This window comes from Sphingomonas sanguinis (genome assembly GCF_001476905.1).
GTDB classification, from domain to species: domain Bacteria; phylum Pseudomonadota; class Alphaproteobacteria; order Sphingomonadales; family Sphingomonadaceae; genus Sphingomonas; species Sphingomonas sanguinis_B.
The window spans coordinates 1-12925 of record NZ_LDTE01000084.1; the positions used below are offsets into that span (position 1 = coordinate 1).

The 12925-nt window shown below is 67.5% G+C and carries 14 protein-coding genes and 2 pseudogenes; 3 read left to right on the forward strand and 13 right to left on the reverse strand.

All coding sequences use genetic code 11. The features are described 5' to 3' along the window. The 11 genes and pseudogenes from SB4_RS20380 to SB4_RS13185 all read right to left on the reverse strand — a co-directional run. Positions 1–165, reverse strand: a pseudogene (locus SB4_RS20380) (UDP-N-acetylmuramoyl-L-alanine--D-glutamate ligase); the annotation flags it as partial. Further along, complete coding sequence (gene mraY, locus SB4_RS13145; protein ID WP_056434228.1) at positions 162–1232, reverse strand: phospho-N-acetylmuramoyl-pentapeptide-transferase; 1071 nt, start codon at positions 1230–1232, stop codon at positions 162–164. The pseudogene SB4_RS20380 and the gene mraY, both read right to left, overlap by 4 nt. Before the next feature lie 5 nt (positions 1233–1237). Continuing rightward, on the reverse strand, positions 1238–2611 hold the full coding sequence (locus tag SB4_RS13150) for a UDP-N-acetylmuramoyl-tripeptide--D-alanyl-D-alanine ligase (protein WP_058752927.1): 1374 nt from the start codon (positions 2609–2611) through the stop codon (positions 1238–1240). Next, positions 2608–2739, reverse strand: coding sequence for a hypothetical protein (locus tag SB4_RS20525; protein ID WP_275044986.1), 132 nt, complete (start codon positions 2737–2739; stop codon positions 2608–2610). Before SB4_RS20525 ends, SB4_RS13150 begins: the two co-directional genes overlap by 4 nt. Beyond that, on the reverse strand, positions 2736–4178 hold the full coding sequence (locus SB4_RS13155; RefSeq protein WP_058752933.1) for a UDP-N-acetylmuramoyl-L-alanyl-D-glutamate--2,6-diaminopimelate ligase: 1443 nt from the start codon (positions 4176–4178) through the stop codon (positions 2736–2738). The genes SB4_RS20525 and SB4_RS13155 overlap by 4 nt, the downstream gene beginning before the upstream one ends. Before the next feature lie 10 nt (positions 4179–4188). Then, entirely contained in the window at positions 4189–5907 is a 1719-nt protein-coding gene (locus SB4_RS13160; RefSeq protein ID WP_058752928.1) for a peptidoglycan D,D-transpeptidase FtsI family protein, read from the reverse strand. Next, positions 5904–6566, reverse strand: coding sequence for a hypothetical protein (locus SB4_RS13165; protein WP_058752929.1), 663 nt, complete (start codon positions 6564–6566; stop codon positions 5904–5906). The genes SB4_RS13160 and SB4_RS13165 overlap by 4 nt, the downstream gene beginning before the upstream one ends. Continuing rightward, on the reverse strand, positions 6563–7531 hold the full coding sequence (gene rsmH / locus SB4_RS13170) for a 16S rRNA (cytosine(1402)-N(4))-methyltransferase RsmH (protein ID WP_058752930.1): 969 nt from the start codon (positions 7529–7531) through the stop codon (positions 6563–6565). The genes SB4_RS13165 and rsmH overlap by 4 nt, the downstream gene beginning before the upstream one ends. Next, positions 7528–8079: a division/cell wall cluster transcriptional repressor MraZ gene (locus SB4_RS13175; RefSeq protein ID WP_241488614.1), complete on the reverse strand. Its 552-nt coding sequence runs from the start codon at positions 8077–8079 to the stop codon at positions 7528–7530. Before SB4_RS13175 ends, rsmH begins: the two co-directional genes overlap by 4 nt. A gap of 347 nt (positions 8080–8426) precedes the next feature. Next, positions 8427–8705 (reverse strand): hypothetical protein, encoded by a 279-nt coding sequence (locus tag SB4_RS13180; protein WP_241488615.1) that lies wholly within the window; start codon positions 8703–8705, stop codon positions 8427–8429. Positions 8706–8771: 66 nt separating this feature from the next. Then, on the reverse strand, positions 8772–9737 hold the full coding sequence (locus tag SB4_RS13185; protein WP_058752931.1) for a cysteine synthase A: 966 nt from the start codon (positions 9735–9737) through the stop codon (positions 8772–8774). Positions 9738–9922: 185 nt separating this feature from the next. On the opposite strand from SB4_RS13185, the gene SB4_RS13190 reads away from it, so the two are divergent. From SB4_RS13190 to aat, 3 genes are all read left to right on the forward strand, one after another. Further along, the gene (locus SB4_RS13190; RefSeq protein ID WP_058716099.1) at positions 9923–10309 is read left to right on the forward strand and encodes a hypothetical protein; all 387 of its coding nucleotides are present in this window, start codon (positions 9923–9925) and stop codon (positions 10307–10309) included. Between the two features lie 124 nt (positions 10310–10433). Beyond that, a complete protein-coding gene (locus SB4_RS13195) occupies positions 10434–11147 on the forward strand; it encodes a ParA family protein (RefSeq protein WP_058752935.1) in 714 nt (237 codons plus the stop codon). Beyond that, complete coding sequence (aat, locus tag SB4_RS13200) at positions 11144–11902, forward strand: leucyl/phenylalanyl-tRNA--protein transferase (RefSeq protein ID WP_058752932.1); 759 nt, start codon at positions 11144–11146, stop codon at positions 11900–11902. Before SB4_RS13195 ends, aat begins: the two co-directional genes overlap by 4 nt. Positions 11903–11937: 35 nt before the next feature. On the opposite strand, the pseudogene SB4_RS19020 reads toward aat, so the two are convergent. Together SB4_RS19020 and SB4_RS13205 are read right to left on the reverse strand one after the other, a co-directional pair. Then, positions 11938–12171 (reverse strand): annotated as a pseudogene (locus SB4_RS19020) (DUF2155 domain-containing protein); the annotation flags it as partial. A 206-nt stretch (positions 12172–12377) separates the two neighbouring features. After that, a complete protein-coding gene (locus tag SB4_RS13205) occupies positions 12378–12770 on the reverse strand; it encodes an NADH:ubiquinone oxidoreductase subunit NDUFA12 (RefSeq protein ID WP_058734823.1) in 393 nt (130 codons plus the stop codon). Positions 12771–12925: the final 155 nt, after the last annotated feature.

Below are 12925 nucleotides of genomic sequence, written 5' to 3' on the forward strand. Positions count from 1 at the left end.
TCCCCTGAAGGGGAGGGGAGCGAGGGCCTCGCGCTTGGCGGGATCGCTGTCCCACGCCACAACGTTCGCCCCGCCCGCCAGCAACGCCGAAACAGTCGCGGCGCCGGAGCGTGCGAGCCCCAGCACCGCGTACCGTTTCCCCGCCCAGTCGCGCGAAACGATCATCGCAGCTTCAACGTCGACAGACCCGCCAGCGCCAGCACGAAGGCGATGATCCAGAAGCGGATCACCACGGTCGGCTCCGACCAGCCGAGCTGTTCGAAATGATGGTGGATCGGGGCCATGCGGAACACCCGCTTGCCGGTCCGCTTGTAGAAGAAGACCTGGATGATGACCGACATCGCCTCGACCACGAACAGGCCGCCGATGATGCCCAGCACGATCTCGTGATGCGCGACGACCGCGATGGTGCCGAGCGCGCCGCCCAGCGCCAGGCTGCCGGTGTCGCCCATGAACACCGCCGCCGGGGGCGCGTTGAACCACAGGAAGGCGAGCCCTGCGCCCACTACCGCGCCGCAGAAGATGGCCAGCTCGCCCGCCCCCGGCACATGCGGGATGCCCAGATAATCGGCGAACTTCACGTTGCCCGCCAGGTACACGATGACCATGAACGCGACGCTGGCGATGATGACCGGCATGGTCGCCAGCCCGTCCAGCCCGTCGGTCAAATTCACCGCATTACCGAACGCCACGATCGTGAAGGCGGCGAACAGCGGGTAGAAATAGCCCAGATCCAGATACATGCGCGAGGTGAAGGGCAGGTACAGATGCGGCCCGTTCTGCCCCATGATGATCCACGCCGCGACGCCCGCAATGGCGAACTCCAGCAGCAGCCGGGTCTTGCCCGACACGCCCGCCGTCGAGGCCTTCCGCACCTTGTCGTAATCGTCGAGGAACCCGATCGCGCCGAAACCCAGCGTCACGAAGAGGCACGCCCAGACGAACGGATTGAACACGTTCATCCAGATCAGGATGGACAGCGTCATGCTGGTCAGGATCATCAGCCCGCCCATGGTGGGCGTGCCGCGCTTGGCGAGGTGGGTCTGCGGCCCGTCGGCGCGGATCGGCTGTCCCTTGCCCTGGCGAACGCGCAGCCAACCGATAAAGCGCGGCCCGATGATCAGGCCGATGAACAGCGCGGTCGCCACCGTCGCGCCGGTGCGGAACGACTGGTAACGGATGAGATTGAGAAGCCCCGGAAACCCGAGATGCTCCGCGATCCAGTACAGCATCTAACTCACGCCCCGCCCGTTGGGGTATCGCCGCGCAGGGCCGCCACGACACGCGACAGCCCGACTCCGTTCGACCCCTTGATCAGCACCACGTCATCGGGTGCGATGATAGCGGCCAGCGCCTCGCGCGCGGCCTTCGCATCCGCCACATGGACGAAATCGACCCGCCCCTCAAGCGCAGTGGCCAAGGGCGCCATCGATTCGCCGACGAGCAGCGCCTTTTCGACGCGCGCCGCGAGGATCGGCTCGGCCAGTCCGGCGTGATAGTCGGAGGAGTCCTCGCCCAGCTCGCGCATCTCGCCGAGCACCGCGACATGGCGGCCCGGCTCCTCGGCCAGAACGGCCAGCGTCGCGCGCATCGAGGCGGGATTGGCGTTGTAGCTTTCGTCGATGACCAGCGCACCGTTGCCCGTCCGGAACCGCGCACCGCGCCCGGCAAGGCCACCCAGCTCGGCCAGCGCCAGTCCGGCCAGCCCCAGATCGCCGCCCGCCGCATCGACGGCGGCCAGCACGGCCAGCGCATTGGACACCCAATGCTGCCCCGGCTGAGACAGGGTGAAGTTCAGTTCCTTGTCACCCAGTCTCGCGGTCACGAAGCTGCCGCCCTGGGGGCCGCGCATCGCCTCGACCGCGCGGACATTGGCGGCGGGGTCGAAGCCGAAGGTCACGATCCGCTCGGCGTAGGGCTTGGCGGCGGCGATCAGGCGCTCGCGGTGCGGGCTGTCATAGGGAACGATCGCCGTGCCGCCGGGCTGGAGTCCCTGGAAAATCTCGCCCTTGGCATCCGCAATGGCGGATTCGTCGGGAAAGAATTCGGTGTGCGCGGGCGCGATGGCGGTGACGATCGCGATGTGCGGACGCACCATCGCGGTCAGCGCCGACAGCTCGCCTGCATGGTTCATACCCATCTCGAACACGCCAGCCCGCACGTCGCGGGGCATCCGTGCGAGGCTGAGCGGCACCCCGGTATGATTGTTGTAGCTTTTGACCGAGCGATGCACGTTCCCGCGCCAGCCACGTTCGAGGGCGGCGTAGAGCGCTTCCTTCGCACTGGTCTTGCCGACCGAACCGGTGACGCCGATGATCGTCGCGTCTGTGCGGGCGCGGCTGGCGCGGCCCAGATCCTCCAGCGCGCGGAAGCTGTCGGCGACACGGACATGGGGATGATCGGTCGCATCGCTGACCAGCGCACCCGACGCGCCCTGCGCAAAGGCCTGGTCGAGGAATCGGTGGCCGTCGGTCGCTTCCCCGGTCATGGCTATGAACAGGTCGCCGGGACCGACCTCTCGGCTGTCAAAGGCGACGCCCGATATGGCGAAGTCGGCAGAGGCCGTGCCGCCGGTCGCCGCCGCGATCTCCTGCGCGGTCCACAGGCTCATTTGCGCGCCTCGGGCGGCTTGGCGCCGTAATGCAACGACAGCTTGGGGCGTGGTCGTGCGGGTGCTTCGGGCTGCGGGGTTTCCGTTTGCGGCCCCGCAGGTGTCTTGGTCGTCGCCTGGCTGCTCATGCCGCACATTCCCGCGCGACGGTCACGTCGTCGAAGGGCAGGACGAGATCGCCGACGATCTGGCCCTGTTCATGCCCCTTGCCCGCGATCAGAACGATGTCCTGCTCGCCCGCCTCGGCGATGGCCGCGGCGATGGCGGCGCGACGGTCGCCGATCTCGATCGCCCCGGTCGCGCCCCGCATCACCTGCGCACGGATGGCGGCGGGGTCCTCGGTGCGGGGATTGTCGTCGGTCACGATCACCCGGTCGGCGTGCATCGAGGCGACCTGTCCCATCGCCTCGCGCTTGCCCGGATCGCGGTCACCACCTGCCCCCAGCACCGCGATCAGCCGCCCGCCGGCATGGGGCTTCAGCGCGGCAATGGCTGCCTCGATCGCATCAGGCGTGTGGGCATAGTCGACATAGACGGGCGCGCCGCTCTTCGCGATGGCGGCACGCTCCAGCCGTCCGCGCACCGGCTGCAACCGGGCCAGGTTCGCGACGGTCGTGGCGATATCTCCACCGGTCGCCAGCACCAGCCCGGCCGACACCAGCGCATTGGCCGCCTGATAGGCGCCGATCAGCGGCAGCTGCACCTTGTGGGTTTCGCCGTGCTCGTCCTCGATCACCAGCCCCTGCCCCAGCAGGGTCGGATGCCGCTCGACCAGCTTCAGCGTCGATCCGCGCGTGCCGACCGTCACTAGCTTGTTGCCGCGCGCCCGCGCCAGGTCGATGACACGACCGCTCTCGACGTCATCCGCCCAGACGACCGCCGTGCCGTCCGGCGACAACACCTCGGAGAAGAGCCGCATCTTGGCCGCGAGATAGGCGCCCATATCGCCATGATAGTCGAGGTGATCGCGCGACAGGTTGGTAAAGGCCGCCGCCGACACCTCCAGCCCCTCGGTCCGATACTGGGTCAGGCCGTGGCTCGACGCCTCGAACGCCAGATGCGTCACGCCTTCACGCGCCAGCCCGGCGACGTTGGACAGGAAGGTCACGACATCGGGCGTGGTCAGGCCGGTATAGGTCCGCTCGTCGGCGGTGGTCACACCCAGCGTCCCGATCGAGGCGGCGTGATGCCCCGCCATGCGCCAGAGCTGGCGCGTCATCTCGACCGTGGAGGTCTTGCCGTTCGTGCCCGTGACAGCCACCGCTGTCGCCGGGAAGGGCGCAAAGAACGCCGCGGCCAGCCGAGCAAAAGTCGCGCGCGGTTCGTCCGAGGCGATGTGGACCGCGCCGTCGACCGTCACGCCCGGTCGCGCGACGACCGCCACCGCACCGCTGCGCACCGCATCGGCGATGAAGTCCTCGCCATTCACCCGCGCGCCCTGGAACGCACCGAAGACGGTGCCGGGCGCGACCTTGCGATGGTCGATCGCGAAACCGGAGACGAGGGCGTCACCGCCCTCGCCCTGAATATCGCCCTGAATGTCGGCGGTCAGTTGGTTCAGCCTCATGCCGCGCGCCTCATCGTCCATCCACCGGCGGCGACTTCGGGTCCTGCCACAGGGTCGGCAGGATGTCGGACTCGTCGATATCCTTGTTCGCGTCCGGCACGACGCCCAGCATCGCGCCGACCCGCGTGATCGTCCGCCCGACCACGGGCGCGGCGTTCCAGGCTGCGGTCTTCCACCCACCGGTCTCCTTCGTACCCTTTGGCGAGTCGAGCATCGCCAGAACCACATAGCGGGGCGCATCCATCGGGAAGGCCGCCGCAAAGGTAGCGACGTTGCGCGACCGATCATAGCCGCCCGCGACCGCCGCCTCGGCGGTGCCCGTCTTGCCGCCGACGCGATAGCCCGGCGCATCGCCCTTGCGACCCGTGCCGCGCATCACGATCAGGCGCAACATCTGCCGCATCTTGTAGCTGGTCGCCTCGCTCAGCACCCGGCGGCCCGCCGCCGCATGACCCGGCGCAACCTTCATCAGCGTCGCCGGACGCCAGATGCCACCATTGACCAACGCGGCATAAGCCGACGCCAGATGCAGCGGCGTCACCGCGATGCCATGACCATAAGCGGTCGTCATCGTCGTCGTGCGCGCCCAATAGGTCGGCAGCAGCGGACGGCCCTTTTCGCGAAGCTCGATATCCGGCTTGGTATCGAAGCCCAGTTTCTTGAACATGGTCTGCATCCGCTGCGGCCCGATCTCGTCGGCGATCCGCGCGGTGGCGATATTGGACGAATAGATCAGCGTCTCGGCCATGTTCAGCCAGCGCTTCGGATCGCCCTGTTCGTCATGGATGGTATAGCCGCCGACCTTCAGCGGGTGGGTCGCGTCGAAGCGCCGCGCCATCGAGGTGACGACACCATTCTCCATCGCCACCGCCATGGTGATCGGCTTGAAGGTCGAACCCAGCTCGAACACGCTCTGCGTCGTGATGTTGCGCAGTTCCTCGGTGCCCGCCATGCCGACCCGGTTGGGATTGAAGGTGGGCAGCGAGACCATCGCGATCACTTCGCCGGTGTGCACGTCCAGGATGATGCCGCCGCCGCCCCGCGCGGAGAAGGTGTTCATCGCCCGGCCGAGTTCGCTCTCCAGCGCGGCCTGGGCGCGGGTGTCGATGGACAGGGCGACGGGCTTGCCCGATTGGGCCGGATCGAGCAGCCGCTGGTCGAGCACGCGCTCCATGCCGCTCATCCCGTGCCCGTCGGTCGACAGGAAACCCAGGGCATGGGCGGCGAGCGAGGATTGCGGATACAGCCGCTGCGTCTCGCGGTCGAAGACCAGACCGGGCTCACCGATGGCGTTGACCTGCTCGACCAGCGTCGGGCTGGCGCGGCGCTGCAGATAGACGAAATTCGCCTTGCGGGTCAGCTGGTTATAGAACCAGGCCTGGTCACCCCGATCGGGCATCAGCGCGGCAAGGCGCGCGGCGATCTCCATCGGATCGCCGATCAGCTTCTTCGGATGGACCGCGATCGTCCAGCTGTCGATCGTGCGGGCGAGCGGCGCGCCGTTGCGGTCGACGATATCGCCCCGCGCCGCCAGCGTCGCGGTCCGCGCGGCCGCATCGGCGGGGCCCGCGAACACGGCCAGCAGCATCAACCGTCCGATCACGACCAGCACGGCCGCGCCGAACAGCATCATCAACATCATCAGACGCATATGCGTCGTCGCGACCAGCGCGTGGCGCTGGCCGGCGGTACGCTGCGTTCCGGCGGGACGCGCGACCAGGACGCTCAACGCCGCCGCCGCGATTCGGACTTGGCGCCTTTCAGAATGTCGCCCAGCGTCGTGTCAGACAGCAGCTGGCGGTCGAGCATCGCCACCGCCTGCGGCCGAACCTTGGCGACGGCGGCGGCGGTGCGCACGGTCGCGATCGAGGCGGGCTTGGGCGTCCGGGTGGCGACGACACGCTCGGACACGGCCTTCACGACCTGGGGCTTGGGCAGTTCGACCTTGGCGAGGCGCACGACGGGGGCGGGTGCGTTGGGCTTGGCGGCGGCGGCGGTCTGGGTCGGGGCGGCATCCGGCAGGGGCACGACCGGAGCAGGCTGGGAGGGGACCAGCAAGGCGGCGGTCTGCACCGCGCCGGTCGCGGGGCCGCGCGTCACGTCGAGCGAGGCGAGCTGCGCCTCGTCCCCCACGAACTGGCCCGCAATCGGGGCGGTCAGCGCCAGCGTGTCGCCATTCCACTTTTCCAGCTGGACCAGGTTGGCGCGGGTGTCGAACTCCGTCTCCAGCGCGCGGATGTCGCGCTCGGCGGTCTGAATGCGGGCGTTGACGTCGTCGAGCTTCTTGCGCTCCGCCGCCACCTGCAAGGACACCAGGTAAAAGCCCAGGACGACTGCGACGCAGCTCCCGAACCACCCGATCCCCTTTAACCGATACGCCGCCGTCATACGCCCAACTCCTGACTCAACTCGCCCCCCGGCGCCCTTCCCTTCCCCGCCGACCAGGCGGGAGATTCCGTACGTGTCGCAAAACGCAGCGTCGCCGAACGCGCGCGCGGATTGCGGGCCAGCTCGACCTCCCCGGCCCGCACCGCCTTGCCGACATACGCAAAGCTGGGCGCGCGCGCCGCCGCCTGTTCGGGCAGGTGGCGCGATCCGCCCGGCATCTGCCCGGCGCGCTCGCGGAAGAAGCGCTTGACCATGCGATCTTCCAGACTGTGGAAGGTGACCACCGCAAGGCGACCGCCCGGCTTCAGTGCGCGCTCCGCCGCAGCCAGCCCGTCGGCCAGCTCGTCCAGCTCGCGGTTCACATGGATGCGGATCGCCTGGAAGGTCCGGGTCGCCGGGTCCTTCTTGTCATGCGGGCGATAGCCGAGCGCCCGGCGGACCACCGCGGCCAGCTCGCCGGTGCGGGTCAGCGGGCGCGCGGCGACGATCGCCTGGGCGACCCGGCGCGAGCGCGGCTCCTCGCCATAATGATAGAGGACGTCGGCAATGGCGGCTTCATCGGCGGTGTTCAGGAAATCGGCCGCCGACTCGCCTGCCTGCGCCATGCGCATGTCGAGCGGTCCGTCCCCCTGGAAGGAAAAGCCACGCTCCGCCTGGTCGAGTTGCATCGAGGATACCCCGATATCCAGCACCACACCATCAACGCGCGCGTCGAGCGCCTGATCCAGACCGGAAAATTCGCGGTGGATCAGGGTGAGGCCCGGCTCGGCCGCGACCAGCGCCTGACCATTGGCGATGGCATCGGGATCGCGGTCGCAGGCGATGACCTTGGCACCCCGCCCCAGCATCGCGCGGGTATAGCCACCCGCCCCGAACGTGCCGTCGACATGCGTCTCACCGGGGGCGATGGCGAGCGCGTCGAGCACTTCGTCGAGCAGGACGGGGATGTGCGGGGCGTCGCTCACAGAGCAATCCCCTTTTCCTGGCAATGGAAACGCGCGGCCGAGATCATCTTGGCAGGCAGGCCCGGCGTCTCGACCAGCGTCTTGGGGTCCCAGATTTCGATATAATCGAACGTGCCCCAGAAGAAAGCATGGCCCGCGATCCCGGCATGGAAACGGGGGAAGCCCGGCATGATGAAACGCCCAGACCCGTCAAAGGGCACCGCCTCGCCATTCGCCAGGTCGCGCTTGATATTATAGTCGATGCGGCCGTCGGGCCCGCGCGACATCTCGGTCCGCGCGTCCAGCTCTTTCTTCAGCACGGCAACATAACCCGGGTCATAGGCGATCAGGCAGCGCTCTGTTTCGTGGACAGCGATGATGATGGTCCCGCCATCTTTTCCGTCAGGGCGCGGCGCATTTTGAGCCAGCGTGGACCGGAGTGCATTAGGGATGGCAACCCGACCCTTGTCGTCGACAAGGCCAATGCCACTTCCCTGATACAAACCCCTATCGGACACGCCAACCTCGCACATGGCGCGCACGGCCTCACTGCTTCGGAATCCGGCCATCGCCGCATTCCGACCATTTCTGGATCACAGTGAGCCTGCCCCTCTGTTGGAAACGGGTTTACCTATAGCAGAACCGGGAGGCAACGGGATTTTTGGGGATAAACGGGGAAACCACTCCCAAAAGACCGGTTATGCGACGAACAACTGGGCGCACCGCGGGAACGGCGTTTCGCTCGAACCCATGAAAAGGCCGGAAAACCGCCGCTCCAGGCGCAAATCCCCGGATTTCCCCGACGACAACGCCGGAGAGAAGGACACCGCAAAATTAATTTCGATTAGCCAGAAAGGCCGGTTCGGCCCTGATTCGCGTCAGGGATACGCACGCGCGGGCAAGGCTGTCCGAAGGATCAGCGCTCGGGAGCGGCGGGGGCCTGGGTGTTTACGGGGGCAGGCGCAACCCCCAGTTCGGCAAGCGGTTCGCTGGCCGCCGGAGTCGCCGCGTTGGTCACGGCCATGTCCGCCACCATGTTGGACGGTGCGATTCCGGCCGTGGCCGCAACCGGTTCGTCGCGGTTGAGCGAGCCCAGGATGGTGCTGGCGATCCCGATCAGCAGAATGACCGCAGCCAAGCCGATCATGCCGACTTTCACACGCTGCATGATATGATGATGGTCGGTCGATCTCATGGAATTGGAAGCTATTATCCTGCGCACGATGTCCTGTCGACCTTCGGCGCGAGAAAGGCCCCGCGCCTATAGTCCCTTCTCGGCCCGCCACTCCGGGTTGTGGAGCGTGGACAGGTAGCGAAAGCCGGTATCGCACAAAATCGTTGCGATCCGCTTATCGGGTCCCAACGCCTTGGCCAGAGCCACCGCACCCGCGACGTTGATGCCCGAGGAGAGGCCCAGACACAGGCCCTCTTCGCTCAACAGCCGCTGGACCCAGTACCAGCCTTCGGCGTCCGAGAGACGGAATTGGGTATCGATCGGCGCACCTTCAAGGTTGGCGGTGATCCGCCCCTGGCCGATGCCCTCGGCGACCGACGATCCTTCCGACTTCAATTCGCCATGCGCATAATAATCGTACAGCGCCGCGCCGTGTGGGTCGCTGAGTGCGATGCGGACCGATTCGTCATGCGCCTTCAAACCCAGGCCGACGCCCGCCAGCGTACCGCCGGTCCCGGCCGCGCAGGTGAAGCCGTCGATCCGCCCATCCATCTGGTTCCAGATCTCCTCGGCGGTCCCGACGATATGGGCGCGACGATTGGCGATATTGTCGAACTGGTTCGCCCAGACCGCATTGTCCGTCTCCTCGGCGATGCGGCGCGAGGTGTGGACGAAGTGACAGGGACTGGAATAGGGCGCGGCCGGCACGAGCACGAGTTCGGCGCCCAGCGCGCGCAGCGTGTCCATCTTCTCGCGACTCTGCGTCTCTGGCATCACGATGATCGTGCGATAGCCCTTGGCATTGGCGACCAGCGCCAGGCCGATGCCGGTATTGCCCGCCGTCCCCTCGACGATGGTGCCACCGGGGCGGAGCAGCCCCCGCGCCTCGGCATCCTCGACGATGAACAAGGCGGCGCGGTCCTTCACGCTCGCCCCCGGATTGGCGAACTCGCATTTTCCGTAAATATCGCAACCGGTGGCCTCGCTCGGCCCTTTCAAGCGAACGAGCGGGGTGTTGCCGATCAGGGCCAGCGTATCGGAGGTCACATGCATGTCCGCTAGATGGCCTCTGCCCCGCCCCTCGGCAAGCAAAGCCTTGCTTGGGGGGCCGCAAGCGAAGGCATGGCGGTTATCCGATGTTCGCGGGACGCCCGCTCCCGAAATATGGGTCATTCGACGCCTGACATGCAGGTCATGCTTGACGCCGGGTTGCTGCATTTGCGAAGCACCGCCCCGCTATGAAGAGCCTCCTCCCCCTCATCGTCGCCGCACCGCTGCTCGCTTTGGCTGCGTGCAATTCCAAGCCCAGCCAGCCCGAAGTGGTCGATACCAACCCCGATCCCATGGCCAATGTCCTCGCCAATCGCGCCCCGGTCGAACTGCCGCCCGCGATCAAGGCGGACAAGAGCTTCCGCTGCAAGGACAACAGCCTGGTCTTCGTCACCTTTTTCCAGGGTGACAAGCAGGCCAATGTCCGCCTGAAGGAAGGCGACACGCCCGTCGTGCTGAAGGCCCCGGCCGCCGGCGAGCCGCTGACCGCCGAGGGCGGTTGGAAGATGACCGGCGACGAAAAGGCCGTCACGCTGACCACGCCGAAGAAGGCGGCACAGGTCTGCCACATCTGATTTGCGTTCAATCCGTCCCTGCCGTCGCTTGATCGACGATAAGGACTTGATCGAAAACCGGCCGACGGGGATATCTCCGTCGGCCTTTTTCGTGGGCCATGACAGGGAGGAACCAGGGAACGCCGTGGCCGCGATCGCGATCTACAGCCTGAAGGGCGGGGTGGGGAAGACCAGCATGGCGGTCAACCTGGCCTGGTGTGCGTCCAGCCTGTGCGCGCGCCGGACCTTGCTCTGGGACCTCGATCCGCAGGCGGCCTCGACCTGGCTGCTCGGCGGCCCCGCCCCCGGCGACCGGGCCCAGGCGATCTTCTCGCGCGATGTCGCGGTGGAACGGCTGATCCGCCAGACCGATATTCCCCGCCTGTCGCTGGTCGGCGCCGACGATTCGCTGCGCGGGCTCGACCTGCTCTTCCACGCGATCGACAAGAAGAAGCGGTTGGGCAAGCTGGTCGAAGGACTGGACGATTATGACAGCGTGATCCTCGACTGCCCGCCGGGACTGACCGAGACGACGGAACAGGTGCTGCGCGCGGTCGATCTGGTGGTGGTGCCGGTCGTCCCCTCCGCACTCGCCACCCGGGCGCTGGAGGTGGTGGACGGGCATGTCCGCGGCCGCGTGCCCCTGCTCCCCGTCCATGTCATGGTCGATCGCCGCCGCCGCCTTCATGCCGAGGCGCTGGCGCAGCATCCCGACTGGCCGGTCATCCCGATGGCCAGTCTGGTCGAGGCGATGGGTCAGCACCGCGCGCCCGTCGGCGCCTTCGCCCCGCGCAGCAGCGCCGCCAAGGCCTATATCGATCTGTGGCGTCTCATCGAAAAGCGGCTGGCCGGGGGATGAGCCGTCGCGAGGAACCCGGCATCGCCGAACGGCTGACCCCGCATCTGGTGCTGGGCGCCTATGCCGTCGGCGTTTTTCCGATGGCCGATACCCGCGACACCGATCACGTCTATTGGGTGGAACCAGGCAAGCGTGCCATCTTGCCGCTCGACGGGTTCCACCTGTCGCGCTCGCTGCGCAAGACGGTGGCGCAGGACCGGTTCCGCGTGACCGCCGACACCGCCTTTGAATCGATCATCCGACTCTGCGCCGAAAGCGTGCCGGACCGGCCCGAGACCTGGATCAACTATGCGATCGAGCGGGTCTTTATCGACCTGTTCGACATGGGCTTTGCCCATTCGATCGAATGCTGGGACGGCGACGAGCTGGTCGGCGGCCTGTACGGCCTGGCGCTGGGCCGCGCCTTTTTCGGCGAATCGATGGTCAGCCGCCGGACCGACGCGTCGAAGGTCGCCCTGACCTGGCTAGCCGCCCGTTTGCGGGTCGGAGGATACAGCCTGCTCGACTGCCAGTTCCAGACGCCGCATTTGTCGACCTTGGGCGCGGTCGAGATCGGGCGCGACGCTTATGTCGCGCTGCTGTCCGACGCATTGGCAGGCGTGGTCGCGCCGGGAGCATCCGCCTCGGGCGTGTCCACTCCGGGCGACTTTGGCGCGCTGGATCGCTTGGGGGCAGCTCCCGGCAGCGAGGCGGGCACGGTATCCGGCCCCGTCTCCGGCCAGGACATCGTGCAGCTCTTGGTCCAGACGTCATAGACCGGGTGCAGCACGACGTTGAGCGCCGGGCGCTCCTTGTACAGCCAGCCTGAAAAGGCCCGCCGCCAGCGCTGATCCGCGCCACGCACGTCGAGCTGCACGAACGCGCCGGTCAGCGGCTCCGGCTCCCAGGAAGCGGTCTTTTCGCACGCGCGCAGGCGGACAACCACGTCCCCGACGCGGACCGCCTGGCCAGGCTTCAGCGTCAGGTCGCGCGAGACACCGTTGCGCTTGTTGAGCAGGCCGATCACCGCGACGCGCTCGGCCATGGGCGTGCCGCCGGTGGGCAAGGCCGCCTGGGCGCCGTCGACCGACTCGATTCCCGATGCCGCGCCGGGACGGTCAGGCAGGATCTGGCTGACCGCCGATTCGGCCGGGTCCGGGCCGCCCTTGTCGGTCAGCGCGTGATAGCCGAACCAGCCGCCGACGCCCAGCAAGGCGACCAGCGCTCCGCCGGCCAGCCAGCGCGAGGTCTTCACCCCTCAGGCGTCCAGGCTTCGTAATCCCCGGTCGCCGCCTGGCGCACGCCGCCCTTTTCCAGTGCGCCGGACGGGCGATACGCCATGGCGGTGCCGGTCATGTTGGGAATCGCGGGCTTCTGCCACGCGCGACGCGGCGGCAGCGAGCGGTCGGGCACGTCATCGACCTGATGGTGCAGCCAGCTGAACCATTCCGCCGGAACCCGGCTGGCATCGTTCGAGCCCTTATAGATCACCCAGCGACGCGGGCGACCGGCGGTATCGCTGCCGCCTTCATAATAGACGTTACCATGCGCGTCCTCGCCCACCTGCGCCTTGCCGCGCAGACCGAACCAGGTGCCGATGGTGGCGCCGTTCCACCAGGTGAAGGGATTGAGGTTGATGCCCATGACGCGCCGTGTAGCCCGGCTCTCGCCGCCCTTCAACCGCGTTCGTGACGGTTGAAGCCTTCGGCCGCGCCGGAAAGTCCCTCCTCTCGCCAGAGGGCCAACCGCAAGCGGTTCACTCGGTGAGACACAGCCCTCCCCCTCCCCCAGCCCCTCCC

Coding starts and splice junctions, on each gene's coding strand:
- mraY (WP_056434228.1), bottom strand. CDS start 1,232: ATGCTGTACTGGATCGCGGAGCATCTCGGGTTTCCGGGGCTTCTCAAT.
- SB4_RS13150 (WP_058752927.1), bottom strand. CDS start 2,611: ATGAGCCTGTGGACCGCGCAGGAGATCGCGGCGGCGACCGGCGGCACG.
- SB4_RS20525 (WP_275044986.1), bottom strand. CDS start 2,739: ATGAGCAGCCAGGCGACGACCAAGACACCTGCGGGGCCGCAAACGGAA.
- SB4_RS13155 (WP_058752933.1), bottom strand. CDS start 4,178: ATGAGGCTGAACCAACTGACCGCCGACATTCAGGGCGATATTCAGGGC.
- SB4_RS13165 (WP_058752929.1), bottom strand. CDS start 6,566: ATGACGGCGGCGTATCGGTTAAAGGGGATCGGGTGGTTCGGGAGCTGC.
- SB4_RS13175 (WP_241488614.1), bottom strand. CDS start 8,079: ATGGCCGGATTCCGAAGCAGTGAGGCCGTGCGCGCCATGTGCGAGGTT.
- SB4_RS13180 (WP_241488615.1), bottom strand. CDS start 8,705: ATGAGATCGACCGACCATCATCATATCATGCAGCGTGTGAAAGTCGGC.
- SB4_RS13185 (WP_058752931.1), bottom strand. CDS start 9,737: ATGCATGTGACCTCCGATACGCTGGCCCTGATCGGCAACACCCCGCTC.
- SB4_RS13190 (WP_058716099.1), top strand. CDS start 9,923: ATGAAGAGCCTCCTCCCCCTCATCGTCGCCGCACCGCTGCTCGCTTTG.
- aat (WP_058752932.1), top strand. CDS start 11,144: ATGAGCCGTCGCGAGGAACCCGGCATCGCCGAACGGCTGACCCCGCAT.
- SB4_RS13205 (WP_058734823.1), bottom strand. CDS start 12,770: ATGGGCATCAACCTCAATCCCTTCACCTGGTGGAACGGCGCCACCATC.